The sequence below is a fragment of the Raineyella fluvialis genome (assembly GCF_009646095.1).
In the GTDB taxonomy this organism is placed as follows: domain Bacteria; phylum Actinomycetota; class Actinomycetes; order Propionibacteriales; family Propionibacteriaceae; genus Raineyella; species Raineyella fluvialis.
The window spans coordinates 1529694-1547084 of sequence record NZ_CP045725.1; the positions used below are offsets into that span (position 1 = coordinate 1529694).

General features: G+C 69.4%; 17 protein-coding genes and 1 pseudogene. 10 read left to right on the forward strand and 8 right to left on the reverse strand.

Going from position 1 to position 17391, the window contains the following annotated elements; genetic code table 11:
• Window positions 1-100 precede the first annotated feature (100 nt).
• The gene (locus Rai3103_RS07020; protein WP_153571989.1) at window positions 101-1168 is read left to right on the forward strand and encodes a helix-turn-helix transcriptional regulator; all 1068 of its coding nucleotides are present in this window, start codon (window positions 101-103) and stop codon (window positions 1166-1168) included.
• A gap of 18 nt (window positions 1169-1186) precedes the next feature.
• Here the strand turns inward: Rai3103_RS07020 and arsA are convergent, their stop codons facing one another.
• The 4 genes from arsA to Rai3103_RS07040 form a co-directional block, all read right to left on the reverse strand.
• Window positions 1187-2998, reverse strand: a complete 1812-nt coding sequence (arsA, locus tag Rai3103_RS07025) for an arsenical pump-driving ATPase (protein ID WP_153571990.1) — start codon at window positions 2996-2998, stop codon at window positions 1187-1189.
• Between the two features lie 12 nt (window positions 2999-3010).
• Entirely contained in the window at window positions 3011-3247 is a 237-nt protein-coding gene (locus Rai3103_RS07030; protein WP_153571991.1) for a thioredoxin family protein, read from the reverse strand.
• 65 nt (window positions 3248-3312) lie between these two features.
• Window positions 3313-4368, reverse strand: coding sequence for a permease (locus tag Rai3103_RS07035; protein ID WP_153571992.1), 1056 nt, complete (start codon window positions 4366-4368; stop codon window positions 3313-3315).
• Complete coding sequence (locus Rai3103_RS07040; RefSeq protein WP_153571993.1) at window positions 4359-4700, reverse strand: ArsR/SmtB family transcription factor; 342 nt, start codon at window positions 4698-4700, stop codon at window positions 4359-4361. The genes Rai3103_RS07035 and Rai3103_RS07040 overlap by 10 nt, the downstream gene beginning before the upstream one ends.
• A 162-nt stretch (window positions 4701-4862) precedes the next feature.
• On the opposite strand from Rai3103_RS07040, the gene Rai3103_RS07045 reads away from it, so the two are divergent.
• The 4 genes from Rai3103_RS07045 to Rai3103_RS07060 all read left to right on the forward strand — a co-directional run bounded on the left by Rai3103_RS07045 (window position 4863) and on the right by Rai3103_RS07060 (window position 9532).
• Window positions 4863-5225, forward strand: a complete 363-nt coding sequence (locus Rai3103_RS07045; protein WP_153571994.1) for an ArsR/SmtB family transcription factor — start codon at window positions 4863-4865, stop codon at window positions 5223-5225.
• 7 nt (window positions 5226-5232) lie between these two features.
• Window positions 5233-6063 carry an arsenite methyltransferase gene (locus Rai3103_RS07050; protein ID WP_153571995.1) on the forward strand — a complete coding sequence of 277 codons (831 nt, stop codon included), beginning with the start codon at window positions 5233-5235 and terminating at the stop codon, window positions 6061-6063.
• 164 nt (window positions 6064-6227) lie between these two features.
• Window positions 6228-7178, forward strand: coding sequence for a S1C family serine protease (locus tag Rai3103_RS07055; RefSeq protein WP_153571996.1), 951 nt, complete (start codon window positions 6228-6230; stop codon window positions 7176-7178).
• A gap of 221 nt (window positions 7179-7399) precedes the next feature.
• Window positions 7400-9532 carry a nuclease-related domain-containing DEAD/DEAH box helicase gene (locus Rai3103_RS07060; protein WP_153571997.1) on the forward strand — a complete coding sequence of 711 codons (2133 nt, stop codon included), beginning with the start codon at window positions 7400-7402 and terminating at the stop codon, window positions 9530-9532.
• Window positions 9533-9560: 28 nt separating this feature from the next.
• Here the strand turns inward: Rai3103_RS07060 and Rai3103_RS07065 are convergent, their stop codons facing one another.
• A complete protein-coding gene (locus Rai3103_RS07065; protein WP_153571998.1) occupies window positions 9561-10133 on the reverse strand; it encodes a DUF1254 domain-containing protein in 573 nt (190 codons plus the stop codon).
• Window positions 10130-10804 (reverse strand): DUF1214 domain-containing protein, encoded by a 675-nt coding sequence (locus Rai3103_RS07070; protein WP_153571999.1) that lies wholly within the window; start codon window positions 10802-10804, stop codon window positions 10130-10132. The genes Rai3103_RS07065 and Rai3103_RS07070 overlap by 4 nt, the downstream gene beginning before the upstream one ends.
• Before the next feature lie 104 nt (window positions 10805-10908).
• Between Rai3103_RS07070 and Rai3103_RS07075 the strand changes: the two genes are divergently transcribed.
• The gene (locus Rai3103_RS07075) at window positions 10909-11421 is read left to right on the forward strand and encodes a methyltransferase family protein (protein ID WP_153572000.1); all 513 of its coding nucleotides are present in this window, start codon (window positions 10909-10911) and stop codon (window positions 11419-11421) included.
• Between the two features lie 5 nt (window positions 11422-11426).
• On the opposite strand, the gene Rai3103_RS07080 is transcribed toward Rai3103_RS07075, so the two are convergent.
• Both Rai3103_RS07080 and Rai3103_RS07085 read right to left on the reverse strand, forming a co-directional pair.
• Window positions 11427-12440 carry a Gfo/Idh/MocA family oxidoreductase gene (locus tag Rai3103_RS07080; RefSeq protein ID WP_153572001.1) on the reverse strand — a complete coding sequence of 338 codons (1014 nt, stop codon included), beginning with the start codon at window positions 12438-12440 and terminating at the stop codon, window positions 11427-11429.
• A gap of 93 nt (window positions 12441-12533) precedes the next feature.
• Entirely contained in the window at window positions 12534-13325 is a 792-nt protein-coding gene (locus Rai3103_RS07085) for an alpha/beta fold hydrolase (protein ID WP_153572002.1), read from the reverse strand.
• Between the two features lie 690 nt (window positions 13326-14015).
• On the opposite strand from Rai3103_RS07085, the pseudogene Rai3103_RS17670 reads away from it, so the two are divergent.
• From Rai3103_RS17670 to Rai3103_RS07100, 4 genes and pseudogenes are all read left to right on the forward strand, one after another.
• A pseudogene (locus Rai3103_RS17670) lies at window positions 14016-15545 on the forward strand (DUF8189 domain-containing protein); the annotation flags it as partial.
• Entirely contained in the window at window positions 15443-15862 is a 420-nt protein-coding gene (locus Rai3103_RS19190; RefSeq protein ID WP_479685349.1) for a DUF8189 domain-containing protein, read from the forward strand. The pseudogene Rai3103_RS17670 and the gene Rai3103_RS19190, both read left to right, overlap by 103 nt.
• A gap of 334 nt (window positions 15863-16196) precedes the next feature.
• Window positions 16197-16394 carry a hypothetical protein gene (locus Rai3103_RS07095; protein WP_153572003.1) on the forward strand — a complete coding sequence of 66 codons (198 nt, stop codon included), beginning with the start codon at window positions 16197-16199 and terminating at the stop codon, window positions 16392-16394.
• Window positions 16395-16589: 195 nt separating this feature from the next.
• Window positions 16590-17366, forward strand: a complete 777-nt coding sequence (locus Rai3103_RS07100) for a dienelactone hydrolase family protein (RefSeq protein ID WP_228489245.1) — start codon at window positions 16590-16592, stop codon at window positions 17364-17366.
• Window positions 17367-17391 lie beyond the last annotated feature (25 nt).

Genomic DNA, 17391 nt, shown 5'->3' on the forward strand with positions numbered 1-17391 from the left:
GGGATTGTCGGCAGGGCCCGATCCTCGACGGGCTCCGGCCGGAATCCTGGACCAGGGCCGGTGTCGGCTCTTCCGGAGCCCGGCGCCTTACCCTCGAGGTGTGTCCATTCGTGGATCCGCAGGACGGTCCACCCTCGCCCACCGGATCGAACGCCTCTGCGCCGTCGAGCCGGACCTCCGCGCCCTGCGACGCGCGGTCCTCGAGGCCATCCGACCGACGATCGGGTTCGACTGGTATGTCTGGGTCCTCACCGATCCCCTGACGTCCGTGGGCGTCGATCCGATCGCCCGGGTGCCTGGTCTCGACCGGTTGCCAGCACTGATCGGGGCGAAGTACACCAGCGGGGTCAACCGGTGGACGACGCTGGCCGACGTCGCACCTCTCCCCGGCGCACCGGTCGGTGCCGACCCCTGGCTGGCGGTGCTCGCCGCCCACGACGTACGGGACGTGCTCTCGGTCGTCCTGCGTGACCGGTACGGGTACTGGGCGTTCCTAGACCTGTGGCGCCGCGGACGTCCGTACGTCGAGGAGGAGATCGCAACGGTCGCTTCCCTGGTCCCGCCGCTCACGGAAGCGACCCGTCGCGGGTGTGCGTCGACCTTCGGTCCCGCCCCGGGGGCAGACCAGGCCACCCCTCTGCCCGGATCGCCGCCACCGGGGCCCGCCGTCGTGCTCCTCGACGACGAGCTCAGGGTCGAGGGATGGACGGCGGGTGCCGATGCCTGGCTCGCCAGGCTGCTGCCGCCGCGCCCGGGCCGGTCCCCGATCCCGGCCGCCGCGTTCAACGTCGCCGCCCAGTTGCGCGCCCGCGAGTTGGGCATCGACGGACACGAGGCGATGGCGCGGGTCCACCTCACTCGCGGCGGGTGGATCCGGCTCCAGGCTTCCCGCGTGGAGCCGTCGGGTCAGATCACCGTGACGATCGAGCCGGCCACCCCGGCGGATCGGATCGATCTCTTCTCCCGGGCGTACGGCCTGACCGATCGCGAGCGGGAGGTCCTCGAGGCGGTCGTCGGGGGAGCGGACTGCCGGAAGGTCGCCGAGCGGCTGTTCATCTCACCGCTGACCCTGCAGGACCATCTCAAGGCGCTGTTCGCGAAGAGCGGGGCTCACAGCCGCGGCGACCTGGTGGGCCGGGTGCTCGGCGTGGGCGGCGGGGCTCCGTAGGACCGCTCACGCCTCCTATCAGGTGCCGGGCGCCGTGGTTGCCACCCGAGACGAGGTGAGCTCGCGGAGTCGCGCCACGCCCACCGGCTCCTCGGCCAGGTACGGGACCACGGCCAGCCGGGGGGCCGCCGCTTCGACGGTCCGGATGGGTTCGGCCTCGAGGGCCGCCCGGCGCCGGAGCAGGGGCGAGGAGGTGGCTGTGACGCTCAGTGCCTGGTTGATCACGTACGCCCAGGGCGTGATGTCCGCGCGGACCAGGTCGTCGCGAAGCTCGAGGGCCTCGAGCACCGGGGTGGTTTCCGGGAGGGTGACCAGCACGATGTGGGTGTAGCCGGGATCCTGCAGCCGCATCAGCGGCGTCGTGAACTTCATCCCCGGCGCCATGCCGCGCCGGACGTCACGGTCGTACGCCCCGGTGGTGTCCATCAGCAACAATGTGTGGCCCGTCGGGGCGGTGTCCATCACCACGAACGTCCGGGCGGCCTGGTTGACCAGGTGGGTGAACTTCTGGAACACCGCGATCTCCTGGTTGCAGGGCGACATCAGGTCCTCGGCCAACGCGGCCCGCCCGGCCGCGTCGAGCCTGGCGCCCTTCGTGGCCATCTGGTGTTCCCGGTAGTCGCGGATGGCTTCCGTCGGGTCGATCCGGGAGATCGTCAACGTCGGCAGGTCCGCGGTCGCGGTCAGCGTACGGTCGAGATGGGCAGCCGGATCGGTGGTGGTGAGGTGCACCCGGTGACCGAGGTCCGCCAGGCGTACGGCGACCGCGGCGGCGATCGTGGTCTTGCCGACGCCGCCTTTGCCCATGCACATGACGAGGCCGTGTCCGGCGGCGGCGAGTTCCTCGACCAGGCTGTCGAGGTGTTGCTGGTCGCCTTGTGGTGCTGGTACCGACTCCCCATCGCCGGGCCGCGCCTCGCTGGACACCGGGGTCCCGAGCCTCTCGTCGCCATCGGAGAGCAGGACGCGCAGGGCCTCCAGTCCGACCATGTTCTGCCCCTGCAGATCGATCTCGTCGCGGGGCACTGCGGCCAAGGTGCCGTCGAGGGCGGTGATCGCCCGCTGCTCCCGGTCCCGGATGGCCCGGGCGAGGGGGTCATGACCGACCGCGTCCTCGGGGAGGACGGCGTTGAGGACGAGATGGGTCGCCCGCAGGCCGATCTCGTCCAGCTCCCGCGCCGTACGCTGCGCCTCCGCCAGGCTCGTCGGCTGCGGCCTGGCGACCAGCACCAGACGGGTGCGGGCCGGGTCGGTGAGGGCCGCGACAGCGTTCGCGTACGACGCTCGGTGCTTCTCGAGACCGGACATCGGCCCGAGACAGGACGCCTCGCCGCCGGCGTCGAGGAACCCGGTCCAGTCGCCGGGCAGCTGCAACAGTCGCAGCGTGTGCCCGGTCGGCGCGGTGTCGAAGATGACGTGGTCGTACGCCGCTGTGGTCGCCGTGTCGGCGAGGAAGTCCGTGAACTCGTTGAACGACGCGATCTCGGTGGTGCACGACCCGGACAGTTGCTCGGTGATCGAGGCGATCTCGTCCTCCGGCAGGACGGCGCGGACCGGGCCGATGATGCGCTCCCGGTACTGGTCGGCCGCGGACGCGGGGTCGATCTCCACGGCGTCGAGACCCCGAAGACCGGGGACGGGAGTGATCCGGTTCCCGATGGTCGCTCCGAACACCTGCCCCACGTTCGAGGCGGGGTCCGTGGAGACGAGCAGCACGCGTCGACCCTCGGCGGTCAGCCGGACGGCGGAAGCGCACGCGATGGACGTCTTGCCGACCCCGCCCTTGCCGGTGAAGAAGAGGAACCTGGGCGGATCTGCGAGGAAACGCATGGGAAGGCCGGCTCAGCGCTTGTCGAGGAGGTCCGCGATCTCCGCCGGCTTGGCCACGCGACCCGAGAGGACGACCTCCTCATCGACGACGAGACCCGGGGTCCGCATGATGCCGTAGGAGGCGATCTCGGCGAAGTCCGTGACCTTGATGAACTCTGCTTCCCGACCCAAGGTGGCCAGCGCCGTACGGGTGTTCTTCTCGAGGTTGACGCAGTTGGCGCAACCGGAGCCGAGGATCTTGATCTGCATGGGAATGCTCCTGTCGGATTCGATGGGTTGTCGGGGGTAATGGCTCGGACGTCCGCAGGCCTGGGTCAGCTCGGCAGGACGGCATTGAACAGGTAGCCGACGGCGATGATCCCGATCGAAGTGATCGCCACGAAGGTCGCGATGAGCTTGGGCTTCAGGACTCGGCGCAGCAGGATCATCTCCGGCAGCGACAGCGCGACGGTGGCCTGCATGAAGGCCAGCAGCGTCCCCATCGGCAGGCCCTTGGAGTGCAGCGCGTCGACGAGCGGCAGGATGCCGGCGGCGTTGGAGTAGAGCGGCACCCCGACGACCACGGCGATCAGCACGCCGAACGGATTGTCCGCCCCGGCGTACTGGGCGAAGAAGTTCTCCGGCGCCCAGCCGTGGATCACGGCGCCCAAGCCGATGCCGACCAGGAGGTAGGGCCAGATCTTCTTCAGGATCGAGCCGACCTCCTCGACGCCCATCCGGACGCGATCGGCGAAGCTCAGCCCGATGGTCGAGTCGACGACCTGGCCACGCAACCGAGTCTCGAACACGAACGGTTCGACCCACCGCTCCAGCTTCAACCGGCCGATCACCAACCCCGCGATGGTCGCGATGACCAGACCCGAGCCGATGTACAGCGCGGTCGGTCCGGGACCGAACAGCCCGAGCAGAAGCGCAATGGCGACCTCGTTCACCAGCGGACTGGCGATCAGGAAGCTCATCGTGACCCCCAGCGGCACTCCGGAGGCGACGAACCCGATGAACGCCGGGACGGCGCTGCAGGAGCAGAAAGGCGTGACGACACCGAGGCCGGCGGCGAGCACGTTGCCGACGCCTTCGCGCCGTCCGCCGAGCAGGGCCCGGGTGCGCTCCACGCTCATGTACGAGCGCCCCACGGTGACCAGGAAGATGATCCCCGCCAGCAGAAGCGCGATCTTGACGGTGTCGTAGAAGAAGAAGTGCACCCCGGAACCCAGGCGCGTAGTCAGGTCGAGCCTGATGACACCGCCGACCAGCCAGTCCCAGAACGGTTGGTTGACCAGGTAAAGGGCCGTCCAGGCGACGGCTGCCGCCGCGAGGGCGGCCCACAGCCGGATCGCCGGGCGGATGCTGCGCTGCTGTATCACCGACATGACGTGTGCCCCTGGCAGGAGCCGGAGGCCCCGGGGAGGGCCGCGTGAAGACGCTCCAGGGCGTCCTCGGCCAGCGTGTAATCGACCCACCGGCCGCGCTTCGCGCTCGTCACCAGTCCGGCATCACGGAGCACCTTCAGGTGGTAGCTCAACTTGTTCTGCGGAATCGGATCCAACGGCTGCAGGTCGCACACGCACCGGGTGCCCTGGGCGGCGAGACGCTGGAGAATGCTCCAGCGGACGGGGTCGGCGGCCACGGCCAGGAGCGTGACGGCATCTGTGGGGGACGCGGCCTGCCGTGATACTTCAAGCCGGATTGATTCGATCACCATTGAACTGTGGCTCCCTTGCGACAAGTTCGCAAGTGGTTCCGGGGCGGTGTGGGCAGAAGCACATACTGGTCGATCCGCGCTGTCGCCGGCCCTTACCCCGTTGACACTGCCGCCCTCCCGCACCAATTTGACATATGTCGAAAGGGTGCGACCATGAGAGGCATGCCACGACCGTTGCCACTGCTGGAGGACACCTCCCCGATCTGCTGCGCGCCGCTGGACGCACCTCAGCCGATGTCCGCTTCTGATGCCGTGGCCCTGGCCGTACGTCTCAAGGCGCTCGCCGATCCCACACGTCTCCAGTTGCTGGACCACCTGCTGGGCCTACCCGGTCAGGAGGCCTCCACCGGTGAACTGGCACGGCACGTGGGTCTCTCCGACCCGACCGTCAGCCATCACCTCAAGACCCTCGAGGCCGCCGGACTGCTCACCAAGGAGCGCCACGGCATGAGCGTCCATCACCGCGTCCTCCCCGAGGCGATCCACGCGATCGCCCGGGCCCTGCACATCAACGCCTGCTGCTAGGAGCACCATGAGCCAGACCACCGACGACGCCATCCGTTCGGCCGTCCGCGACACCTACAGTCGGGTCGCCCAGGCCGGCGCGGACAGTTGTTGCGGCCCCAGCGACTCGTCCTCGTCGTCGTCCTGTTGCGCTCCGGCCGCGCCCGTCCAGATCGGATCCCTTCAGCTCGGCTACTCGGCGCAGGACCTGGTGGCCGTTCCCGAGGGTGCCGACCTCGGGCTCGGCTGCGGCAACCCGGGCGCGATCGCCGCGCTGCAGCCGGGCGAGACTGTACTCGACCTCGGCAGCGGTGCCGGCTTCGACGCCTTCCTCGCCTCCCGCGCGGTCGGGACGAGCGGCCGGGTCATCGGGGTGGACATGACCCCGGCCATGGTGACGAAGGCCCGCGCGAACGCCGAGACCGGCGGTTACGCCACTGTCGAGTTCCGCCTCGGCGAGATCGAGCACCTCCCCGTCGCCGACTCCAGCGTCGACGTGATCATCTCCAACTGCGTCATCAACCTCTCCCCGGACAAGCCTGCCGTCTTCCGTGAGGCGTTCCGGGTCCTGCGCCCGGGCGGGCGTCTGGCCGTCTCCGACGTCGTGGCATCGGACGAGATCCCCGAGGACGTCCGGGGTGACCTCAGCCTCTACAGCGGATGCGTCGCCGGGGCGGCGGCCGTCGCGGAACTCGAGGCGATGATGACCGCGGCGGGCTTCGACGACGTCCGGGTGGCTCCGAAGGACGAGAGCAAGGCCTTCATGGAGCAGTGGGCGCCGGGTCGCAGCATCACCGACTACGTCGTGTCCGCGACCATCGAGGCGGTCAAGCCTCTCCCCGCGGGCTCCTGCTGCTGACGGCCACCGCAAGCTAGGAAGAGGTGAAGCGGTCACCAGTGTGATGGCGGGCCGTGATTCCTTCACCACACCCCGGACAAACAGGTCGCGGACCGGTCGCCGACGCGTCGGGAAGTCTCGGGGCCCCACCGGCGTTGAGACCTCAGAGTCATCGGAGGCGCGCCATGGAAACAAGCGATCACGGACCCCGGGACGACGAGGCGCTGGATGCCTACTCCCAGGTCGTGACCTCGGTCGCGGAGCACCTGCTACCGCGCGTGGCGGCCGTGCGACTGCGCCACGACCGCGGGGAGGCGGAAGGATCGGCGGTCTTCCTCACCGCTGAAGGACACCTGCTCACCAACGCCCACGTCGTCGGACGGGCAGAGGTGGGCGAGGCCTCGTTCGCCGACGGCAGCACCTCCCACATCGAGGTGGTCGGGCGGGACCCGCTGGCCGACCTCGCCCTGGTCCGGGCCGATCGCGAGCTGATGGAACCGCCCGTCTTCCGTGACGTGGATGACCTGCGGATCGGTTCCCTGGTCGTGGCCGTGGGTAATCCGCTCGGGCTCGCTGGCAGCGTGACGGCCGGGGTGGTCAGCGGTCTGGGACGCTCCCTCCCGGTGCCGACACGGGGCGGCATGCGCCTGATCGAGGACGTCATCCAGACCGATGCCTCACTCAATCCCGGCAACTCGGGCGGTGCCCTGGCCGATTCGGCGGGTCGGGTGATCGGCATCAACACCGCTGTCGCCGGCCTCGGCGTCGGCCTGGCCGTGCCGATCAACGCCACGTCGCGCCGGATCATCGCCTCCCTGATGCACGACGGCCGGGTCCGCCGCGCGTACCTCGGCCTGATCACCTCTCCGGCGCCTCTGCCGCCCCAATGGGTGGAGCGTACGGGGCGGCGCACCGCTCTGCGGGTGGTCGAGGTGGTCCCGGACAGTCCGGCGGTGTCGAGCGGCATCCTGCCGTACGACCTGGTGCTGGCGGTCCAGGGGCGGCCGCTCGGCGACGCCCAGTCGCTGCAGCGACTGTTGTTCGAGGAGGCGATCGGGAAGCGTCTGGAGATCACGGTCCTTCGCCGCGGGGCGCTGGTCGACACCGTGGTGGTGCCCGCAGAGCTGGCCGGCTGAGCCGGCCGGCAGAACCGCCCGGTTGGACGCCGATCGGTGGTGGCGAAGCCGACAATTGGGAATCCCTGCCGTTTATCGGCTATGGCGGTTGCCGTCGGAGAGATTCTCTCGCTCTCGGCAAGGATTGGCCGGCCCGCATTAGACTCCATAACGGGGTCGCGGAGCGTTTCCGCGGGGGAGGAGGCTTTCCGTGCGCGGAAACATGTTCGCGAAGGTGCCTCGTGGCCGCCGGTGAATCTGCCGGCGCGGAGGCCCGACGTCAATTTGCCCTGGCCTTGGCACATGACCGGGCGGCCGCCGATGCTCGGGCTGCGGCAGGACGTTTCGAAATAGCGGAGATCACCGAGAGAAGAACCGCCAGGAATTTGGCGTCGTTGTCGGGTGTGGGTCATTTCCTCCTCGCCGATCGCCGATGGCCCGGCACGAAGCACGCTCAGATCGACCTGGTGGTGGTCGGGCCCGGCGGGGTCTTCATCGTCGACACCAAGGCCTGGGCCGAGGTCTCGATCGACGGGGGTCGGGTCCACCGCGGTGAGGCGGACGTGACCGACGAACTCCTCGCCCTGGCCGACCTGACTGCCGTCACACAGGCCGAACTGGCGGAGGTCGGTTTGGCCCCAGGGGAGGTGAGGCCCTTTGTCGTGCTGGCAGGACGCCGCGGGATCGATGCCACGGTGCAGGGCGTACGCATCGTCGGTGAGCGAGAGGTGCTGAACTGCATCACCGCCTACGGCCGCCGACTCACCGACACCCAGGTCGATGCGGTTCTCGCTCGTGCCCTCGTCCTCTTCCCGCAGACCACGGCGCCGGCTCCGGTCGTCGCCACGGTCCCCGAGCCGGTTGTCCCGGCCGCGCCTGTGCCCGGACCGATGGTTCGGGTCGGACGTGCTTCTGCTCCGCCTGAGGTGATGGAGCAGGACGCACTACTGAGTCCGGAGGAGGTCAACGACGCGCTCCTGCGGGGGGTGCTCGTCTCGCCCATCGAGGAGTGGATGTCGTTCCTCCACCCGCAGCAGGCGAAGCTCGTGCGGCGCACGTTCCAGGGTCCATCCCGGATCCGGGGCGCCGCCGGCACCGGCAAGACTGTCGTCGGTCTTCATCGGGCGGCACATCTGGCCCGTACGACCGGAGGCCGCGTGTTGGTCACCTCCTACGTCAAGACTCTGCCGCAGGTGCTGCAGGCGATGTTGGCGAGGATGGCCCCGGACGTCGTCGACCGGGTTGAGTTCGTCGGGGTGAATGCCTTCGCCAGCCGGCTCCTGAATGATCGTGGGGTGGACTGCCGGCCGAACCGGAAGGGGTCTGGGCAGGCCTTCGCCGCCGCCTGGCAGAGGACCGGCGTGGACTCGATACTCGGCCAGGGGCCGCGCGACCAGCGCTACTGGGACGAGGAGATCCAATGCGTGCTGAAGGGGCGCGGTATCACGCGGTTCGAACAGTACGCCGACCTCAACCGGACGGGCCGTCGACATCGACTCGCTCTGAACGGGCGGCAAGCGGTCTGGGCGCTGTACGAGGCTTACGAGGCCGAACTGCGCGCCCGCCGGATCCACGACTTCGCCGACCAGATCCTGCTCGCGGAGGCCGAGTTGGTTCGCGAGCCGCTGCGCGGTGTCTACTCCGCCGTCATCGTCGATGAGGCCCAGGATCTGTCCTGCGCGATGATCCGGATGCTGCACTCACTCGTCGGCGACGAGCCCGACGGCTTCACCCTCATCGGCGACGGCCAGCAGTCCATCTACCCAGGCGGCTACACGCTGGCTGAGGCCGGCCTGTCGGTGGCGGGCCGCGGTGTGGTGCTCGACATCAACTACCGCAACACTGCCCAGATCGTCTCGTTCGCGCAGGGCCTGGTCACCGGGGACGAATACGCCGACATCGACGGGGCGATCGGTCCTGGTGACGTGCCGGCCAGCATTCCCCGTCGTGGCCCCGAACCGGTCATCGAACGTGGCCCAGGATGGGGCCGGATCAACGCCGCGATGATCGAGCGCATCCGTACCGTGACCAAAGAGATCGGCACCGGGCTCGGTGACGTCGCCGTGTTGTGCATCACCCGCCAGTCCGCATCGGACGCCACTGCGGTGCTCAGGAGAGCCGGGATCCCGGTGGTCGATCTGGAGGCCTACTCCGGGACGCCGGTCGACGCGGTCAAGGTCGGCACCATCAAGCGCGCGAAGGGGTTGGAGTTCAAGCAGGTGCTGATCCCCGACATTCGGCAGCACCAGACAAGCGGGCAGCCGCCCGCCGACGACGCCGATCATGAGCGCTGGGACCTGACGCGCCGCGAGCTGTACGTGGCGATGACTCGGGCTCGCGACGGCCTCTGGGTAGGCATCAGAGGAGTCGGCTGACGTCCGAAGGCACGCACTCGAAGTGAGGTCAGGGGTGCGGCGTCAAGCGCAGCTGCCTCGAGAGATCGTGTGCGGTGCCGATATCGCTGTCGCTGAGGACGAGCACCCGGCCGATCACGAGCACCGAGCGCCTCGGTGAGGCGATCTGCTGCATCCCGCTCGGCACCTGCCCGGACCATCCCGGCCCGGTGATCAGGAAGTCGCCTGCCCCGGTGCCGGTCGTCCGCTTGCCGACGTACGCGAAGGTGGTGTTGGTCGACGGGTCGGTGAACTGCACGCTGTAGTAGCGGCCGTCCATGTCCGGGACGTGCAGGACCAGCGGTCCCTGCCTCAGGTCGAGCCAGCCCGCCGTCAGGATGGTGTCACGGTTCACGCCGACCGACATCAGCCGGGAGCCGGACGTGGGGGTGTGCAGGGGATCAGCGAACTGCGCCGCTGGTTGGGTATCGAGCGTGTTGACCGGGACTGGACCATTCCCGAGCCCTCGACGGAGCAGGCCGCGCTTGAACACGGTCAGCAGCAGGCGCGGCCAGAAGTACAGGAAGCCGAACCAGGTGACCAGCGCGACCACCCCGAAGGTGAGCAGGTGTTCGAGTCTCATCCGGCGTGCCCTTCCACGGCGACGACCGGTGGCACCCGGTAGCTGCCGTCCAGGATGCTCGGCCCCGGCTCGTACACCCGCAGCCACAGGATGAACCGCCCCGCCGGGGCGGGTAGCCAGTTGGACTCAAGGCCCGCCGGAGCGGCGGAGCGGAGGTGGACGTCCACGGAGCCGTCGGCGTTCGGGACGAGTCCCGAGCGGTCACCGACGCTGTAGCGGTGGAGCGGATTGGCCACGAAATGGTTGCGGGCGTCGCCCATCGTCAGGGACCAGAAGCCGCTGTTCGGTGGCAGGCCGCCGGGCGGGAAGTGCATGACGTAGTCGCGCCGGCCGTTGAGCGTACGCCCGGCGCCGTCCGCGTTCGTCCACCAGTAGACCGCCTCGTCCGCGGTGTTGACGGGGCCGGGGAACAACTGGGCGTGGGCGGCGCGCAGCAGCATGCCGTTGCCGGGCCGGCCCAGCCCGAGCATGGTGATCCAGCTGTTGACCCTGGTGGCCTTGATCCTCGCGTAGAGCTGGGCCGTCACGAAGGCCAGCCCGTAACCGATGAGGAATCCCTGGATCACGTCACTGCGCACCGTCCGCGGATGCGTGGAGAACGGCAGGTGGAGGAGGAAGCCCACGCAGATCAGGCCGATCAGCGCGGTGAAATAGCCCCAGATTCTGCTCATGGTCCCTGCCTTCGGCCACCAAGCCCGCCAGGGGGAGACGATCACGTCGGGGGCCTCGGTGCCGCTCCACGGTAGCGCGGCGGACCTGGCATTACCCTCGGAGCGTGCGGAAGTCGGTGGCGATTCTCGTCGCACTCGGGTGGGGTGGCGGCCTCGGCGCCATCGTCTGCGCCATGCTGCCGTACGTGCTGGGCTACTGGCGCTTTCAGCGCCCGTTGCCGGGGTGGTTCATCGCGCAGGCCCTCGGTGTGGTGCTGATCGTGCTCGGCTTGGGGCTCATCGCGCTGTCGTTCGTGGAGTTCATCCGGGCCGGCGGCACGCCCATGCCCACCGCAGCGCCGCCACGTCTGGTGGTGGCCGGCGTCTACCGGTACGTACGCAACCCGATCTATCTCGGCCTCGTCGTGGTGCTGCTCGGTCAGGCCCTGCTCTTCGGCCAGCAGGGCCTGCTCGGCTACACCGCGGTGGCCTGGGTCATCTCAGCAGCTGCCGTGCGCTTCTACGAGCAGCCTCGGCTCAGGCGGAAGTTCGGGCCGGCGTACGAGGCGTACGTCCACTCCGTGCGCGCGTGGATCCCGCGGCTCCACCCGTGGACACTCGAGGACCCTGCACGGTGAGGTGGTCACTGGTCGACCTCCTCGATCCGTACGGGGCGGCCCTCGGCGGCGGAGCGGATGGCCGCTGCCGCGACGAGTTGAGCGCGCAGTCCGTCGGCGCCACCCGGGTGGCCGATGTCGGCGCCGTGGAGGAGATCGGCGAAGGTCTGGAACTCCCCACGGTAGGCCTCATGGAAGCGCGACGTGTCGGTGCTGGACGTGTCTGCGTGGCCGCCGGTCGCGTCGTAGAGGCGGGCTTGCGTGGTGGCGAGGCCGCCCATCTGGACCATGCCCTCGGAGCCGAAGACCTCGCCGCGCACGTCGTAGCCGTACATCGCGGAGAACGAGGCCTCGGCGGTGGCGAGGGCGCCGTTGGCGTAGCGGATGGTGACCACCGCGGTGTCCTGGAATCCTGCGTCCCGGTGGTCGGGGCGGATGAGGGCGTCCGCGACCGCGTACACGTCGACGGGCTCGTAGCCGGCGTTGAGCCAGTTCAGCGTGTCGAAGTCGTGGATCAGCGTCTCGTTGAAGATGGTGCCGGGCGCGATGCCGGCGGGGTCGGGGCCGTACGGGCCGGGATCACGTGTGAGCGAGTGGAGGCGGTGCACCTCACCCACGGCACCTGAGGTGATCAGATCCTTCGCGCGCCGCCAGGACTCGGCGAAGCGCCGGTTGAAGCCGACCTGGAGGATCACGCCGACCTGCTCGGCGGCCAGGACGGCGCGCTTGGCGTCGGCCACCGTCAGGGCGAGCGGCTTCTCGGTGAAGATGTGCTTGCCGGCTGCGGCGTACGCCTCGATGAGCTCCGGGTGGATTCCTGAGGGCGCCGCGATGACCACGGCGTCGACGCTGTCGTCGGCGGCGATCGACGACGGGTCCCGGGTGGCCCTCGGGACGCCCAGCTCGGCGGCGAGTTCCGCCAGGTGCGGCGAGGCCGGGTCGGCCAGTGCGGCCAGCTCGATCCCGGTGACCTCGGCGGCGAGGACCCGGGCGTGGTGAGTCCCGATCCTCCCCGTGCCGACCAGTGCGACCTTCTTCATGTCCCTACTCCTTCGTGGGTACGTCCGGTAGGGACGAGCGCCGGGTTTGCCTGGTTCGCGCCGAACGAGCGTCGGTCCGTCGGCCCGGCCGCCTCACGCCGCGAGGCGCTCAAGGATCGGGCGGAGCTCGTCGGCGAAGAGGGTCGGCGCCTCCCCGAAGGGCATGTGACTGCCACTGATCGTGGCGATGGGTGCGCCCAGTCGTTCGGCCAGGATGGCGATGACCGGCGGGGCCATCGGGCCACCGTGGGCGCTGAGGAGCAGCTGGACGGGCACGCCGGTGGCACGGATCGCGGCGGTGTCCGGGACGTAGCCGGAGAAGGTGCCGAACTCGCGCCCGAAGAAGTACTCGCCGTTCGCGCTGATCCGTGCCCGCGTCGCCGGCTCGATCGCCTCCCACCCCTCGTCGGAGCCCATCGTCCGGATCATCGCTTCCACCGCGGCCGAGGGATCCGTCCGCGCCAGCTGAATCACCGGGCCGGTGGGGTTCGGGAGGTCGATCGGGGGCAGCAGCTCCCGCAACGGCGGTTCGTGGACGATCGCGGCGGTGACGACCTCAGGATGGCGGGCGACGAGGTCGAGGACGATATTGGCGCCGAAGCTGGTGCCGAACACCATCGCCCGGTCGACACCGCTGACGGTGATCAGCCGGGCCGCATCGTCCGCCTGCGCAGAGACGCTCGCGGAGTCCGGGCGGTCCGAGCCTTGGCGGCTGCGGGAGAAGCCCCGCCGGTCGTACGTGATCACCGTGAACTCGTCGGCGAGGCGTTCTGCGGGGCCGGCGAACTGCCCGGCGTCGCCGAAGGCGCCGGGGATGAACAGGACCGCCGGGCCCTGGCCACGCACTTCGTGGTAGAGATCCGTTGACATCGACCCGTCGGGCATGACGACTCCTTGATGTGCTCCGCATCACTTCGCGGATGCCGCCAGTATGCGCTGATGCGCTGAGAGAGAGCCGTGGGAGCAGGCGCCGACCAGGGAGCCTCCGACACAGATCGGATGGTGACACGCCTGTCTCACGTGGCCAAGGGCCGCTGGCCGGTCGTCCACGAATTATGTAGACAATCGGCGACTGGGCGAAACCGGGGACCGGTGGTAGCCTCTCGAATTTCTGGAAACTGGGTCGCCGGAGGTGGGATTTTCGGGGCTGGCATCGACCTGTTTTGCGTGCCAGAATGGGGACGGATGTCGCGATATTTCTTTGGCAGTTCACGAGGTGCCGTTCGGCGCCCTCGATCCATTGAGTGACACGTCCGTCGCCTGATCTACGGATACACATCCGCATCGACGCTGGCCGCCTCCCCGAAAGCTCTCAGGGGACCACCAGGTGCCGTGCGCACCACACGCGGGATGCTCGCGCTGCGTCGGGAGGGTGTGGCGCGGTATTTCGCGCACAGAAAACAATCTCCTGTGGTGCATTGACGCCAGAACGTTCTTCACCTTTACCACTGGACCATACCACCTGAAACGGAGAATGACATGGCCGAAGAACTTGCGGCTATTCAGAGCAAGATCGCGGAATTGGGTCTCCAATGGACCGCGGGCATCACCTCGAACTCGGACCATTCGGAGTCGATGGCCAGGAGGCGGACCGGCTACGTGCCCGGCCCCGACGACCCATCACTCGAAGAGGCCGAGGGGATCGCGGCCCAGGCCGCGAGCGTGGAGTCGGAGCGCTTAGCCGCCCGGGAGGCTGCGGGGATCGCGGCGGAACCGGCCGGGGCTCCGCCGGCTGCCTTCGATTGGCGTGACAAGGGGGGCCAGAACTTCGTCACCCCCATCGAGGACCAGGGCGGCTGCGGGTCGTGCGTGGCCTTCGGTAGCGTCGCGGCGATGGAGACGCTGGTGCGGATCAACCGCGGATCCCCCGCGACCAGCGTCGACCTGTCCGAGGCACACCTGTGGTACTGCTGGGGTCCCTCGCACGGGGCCGGCGCCTGCCCCGACGGCGGCTGGTGGCCGGACGCGGCCATGGACGGGCTCAAGCAGGGCATCGTCGATGCCGCCTGCTACCCGTACACCGGCGCCAACGAGGCCTGCAACCCCTGCGGGGACTGGCAGAACCGATTGACGAAGATCACCGGCTGGCACAAGGCGACGACCCTCGCCGACATGAAGGCCTTCATCTCCACGGTCGGTCCCATGACCGCCTGTTTCACCGTGTACGAGGACTTCTACTACCACTACACAGGCGGCGTCTACACGTACAACTCCTCCACGGCCGGCAAGGTCATCGGTGGCCACTGCATCTGCATCGTCGGGTACGACGACAACCAGCAGTGCTGGATCGCCAAGAACTCCTGGGGCTCGGGATGGGGCGAGAGCGGCTACTTCCGGATGAGCTACGGGAGTTGCGGGCTCGATGCGCAGATGTGGGCCCCGGAGGGCATCGTCGGCGGTGTCGCCGGATCCCGCCTCGAGGTCTTCGCGCGCGGCTCGGACGGCGCCTTGTGGCACAACTGGCAGACGGCCCCCAACAACGGGTGGTCCGGCTGGGCGTCCCTCGGCGGCTGGATCGATACCCCGGTGGTCGCCCGCAACGCGGACGGTCGGCTGGAGGTGTTCGTGATCGGCTCCGACCACGCCCTGTGGCACAAGTGGCAGACGGCCCCGAACAACGGATGGTCCGGCTGGGGCTCCCTGGGCGGTTGGATCGATCGGCTCGCGGTGGGGCAGAACGCCGACGGTCGGCTGGAGGTCTTCGCGCGGGGCTCGGACGGGGCACTGTGGCACAACTGGCAGACCGCTCCGAGCAACGGGTGGTCGGGCTGGGGGTCGCTCGGGGGCTGGATCGACAATCCGGTGGTGACCCGCAATGCGGACGGTCGGCTGGAGGTGTTCGTGATCGGCTCCGACCACGGGTTGTGGCACAACTGGCAGACCGCGCCGAACAACGGCTGGTCCGGCTGGGGCTCCCTGGGCGGGTGGATCGACCGGCTTGCTCTCGGGCAGAACGCCGACGGGCGCCTGGAGGTCTTTGCTCGGGGCGGCGACGGTGCCCTGTGGCACAACTGGCAGACCGCCCGAACAACGGCTGGTCCGGCTGGGGATCGCTCGGCGGGTGGATCGACAGCCCCGTGGTCGGGCGCAACGCTGACGGCCGCGTCGAGGTGTTCGTCATCGGCTCGGACCATGCCCTGTGGCACAAGTGGCAGACCGCGCCGAACAGCGGATGGTCCGGCTGGGCGTCCCTCGGAGGGTGGATCGATCGGCTCGCGCTCGGGCAGAACGCCGACGGACGGCTGGAGGTCTTCGCCCGGGGCGGTGATGGTGCCCTGTGGCACGACTGGCAGACGGCACCGAGCAACGGATGGTCCGGCTGGGGCTCCCTCGGCGGCTGGATCGACCAGCTCACCGTCGGTCAGAATGCTGGCGTTGTCGGGGCCAGCGCCGCGGAACCCGCGATCCTCGCCCGCGGATGACGGAGGCGGAGCCCGGCGCCTCGATGCCGACACCGGTACCGAGCGGATCGATGGCAGGATCCGCCCCGATGCCCGGCGGAGCGGCGGGCACGACCGCCATGGCGACGCCCAGTGCGCCCACCATGCCTACCGGTCCGACGAACGCCACCTCTGAGATGCCGGTCCCCGCGACGAGCAAGGCCTCGGGTCAGGCGCCCGCCGCGCCCTGTGATTGCGTGTGAGTAGGCACTGGCCCACCGCGGGGACCCGGTAGCTGACCCGGGTCCCCGCGGCGCCAGAACGTCGGATCATGGGGGTGAAGCTGTGAGTGACTGCCACGAAGGGGGCTCAGGGTATGGGCGAGGTACCGGACGATCTCGACCTCGCGGTCGGGGAGGAGCGAGCCATCGTCCTGCGCGGCCTGGGGACCGCGGGATACCTGTGGCGGGAGCGGGTCAGTGGCCCTGCCGGCGTGGTGGAGGTGTCCTGGAGCCGCGGCTTCGCTCCGGGGACCGAGCCGACGGCTGTCGGGGTGTCCGCCCCGAGACCGTGACGATCCGAGCCGTGGGGCCTGGCGAGGTGACTGTTGACCTCGAGCAGGTCAGACCCTGGGAGAAGGACAAGGCAGGCCTGAGGCACCACCGGATGGTCGTTCACGTCGCGCCTTCTACCCGGGCCTGACGGGAACGAGGTCGGGGAACGGGCCCACGCCGTTCCGGGTTTAGGCGACCTGAGTCAGACTGGAATCGTGAGGGACCTGATTTCTCTGCCGGGCGGTCTGTCCGGGTACGTCGCGGCGCCGAGCGGCTCGGGTCCGTGGCCCGGCGTCGTGGTGATCCACGACGCCCTGGGGATGACCCAGGACCTGTGCAACCAGGCCGACTGGCTCGCCTCCGAGGGGTATCTGGCCGTGGCGCCGGACTTCTTCGCCGCCAGCGGCACGATCCGCTGCATGGTCGCGACCCTGCGGAACGTACGCAACCGCCGCGGCGGGGCGTACGACGACGTCGAGACCGTACGGTCCTGGTTGGCCGCCCGGGACGACTGCACCGGGTCGATCGGCGTGATCGGCTTCTGCTTCGGCGGCGGACTGGCACTGATGCTGGCCCCTGACCGCGGATTCTCCGCTGTCAGCGTCAACTACGGGACCGTGCTGGCCGGCGCGTACGACAAGGATTTCCTGGCGACCGCCTGCCCGGTGATCGGCAGCTACGGCGGGCGGGACCCGATCGTCCGCCGCGCGGCCCGCCGGCTGGAGGCGGGCCTGACGGCGGCCGGAGTGCCGAGCGACGTCAAGGAGTACCCCGAGGCCGGCCACGGTTTCCTGCACGACTACGAAGGAGCGGGTGACGGCGGTCCCGGGCTGATCCCGACCATCGGTGACCGGACCGGCTGGTGGGGCTACCACGAGCCGTCCACGATGGACGCCCGCCAGCGGATCATCGCCTTCTTCGGCCAGCACCTGCAATCGTCCGGCGAGGTGGACGCGGGGGACGAACCGGGGCAGGCGCTCGGCGGCTCGTGAGGCGCTGGCCGGCCTGGTGGCGAAG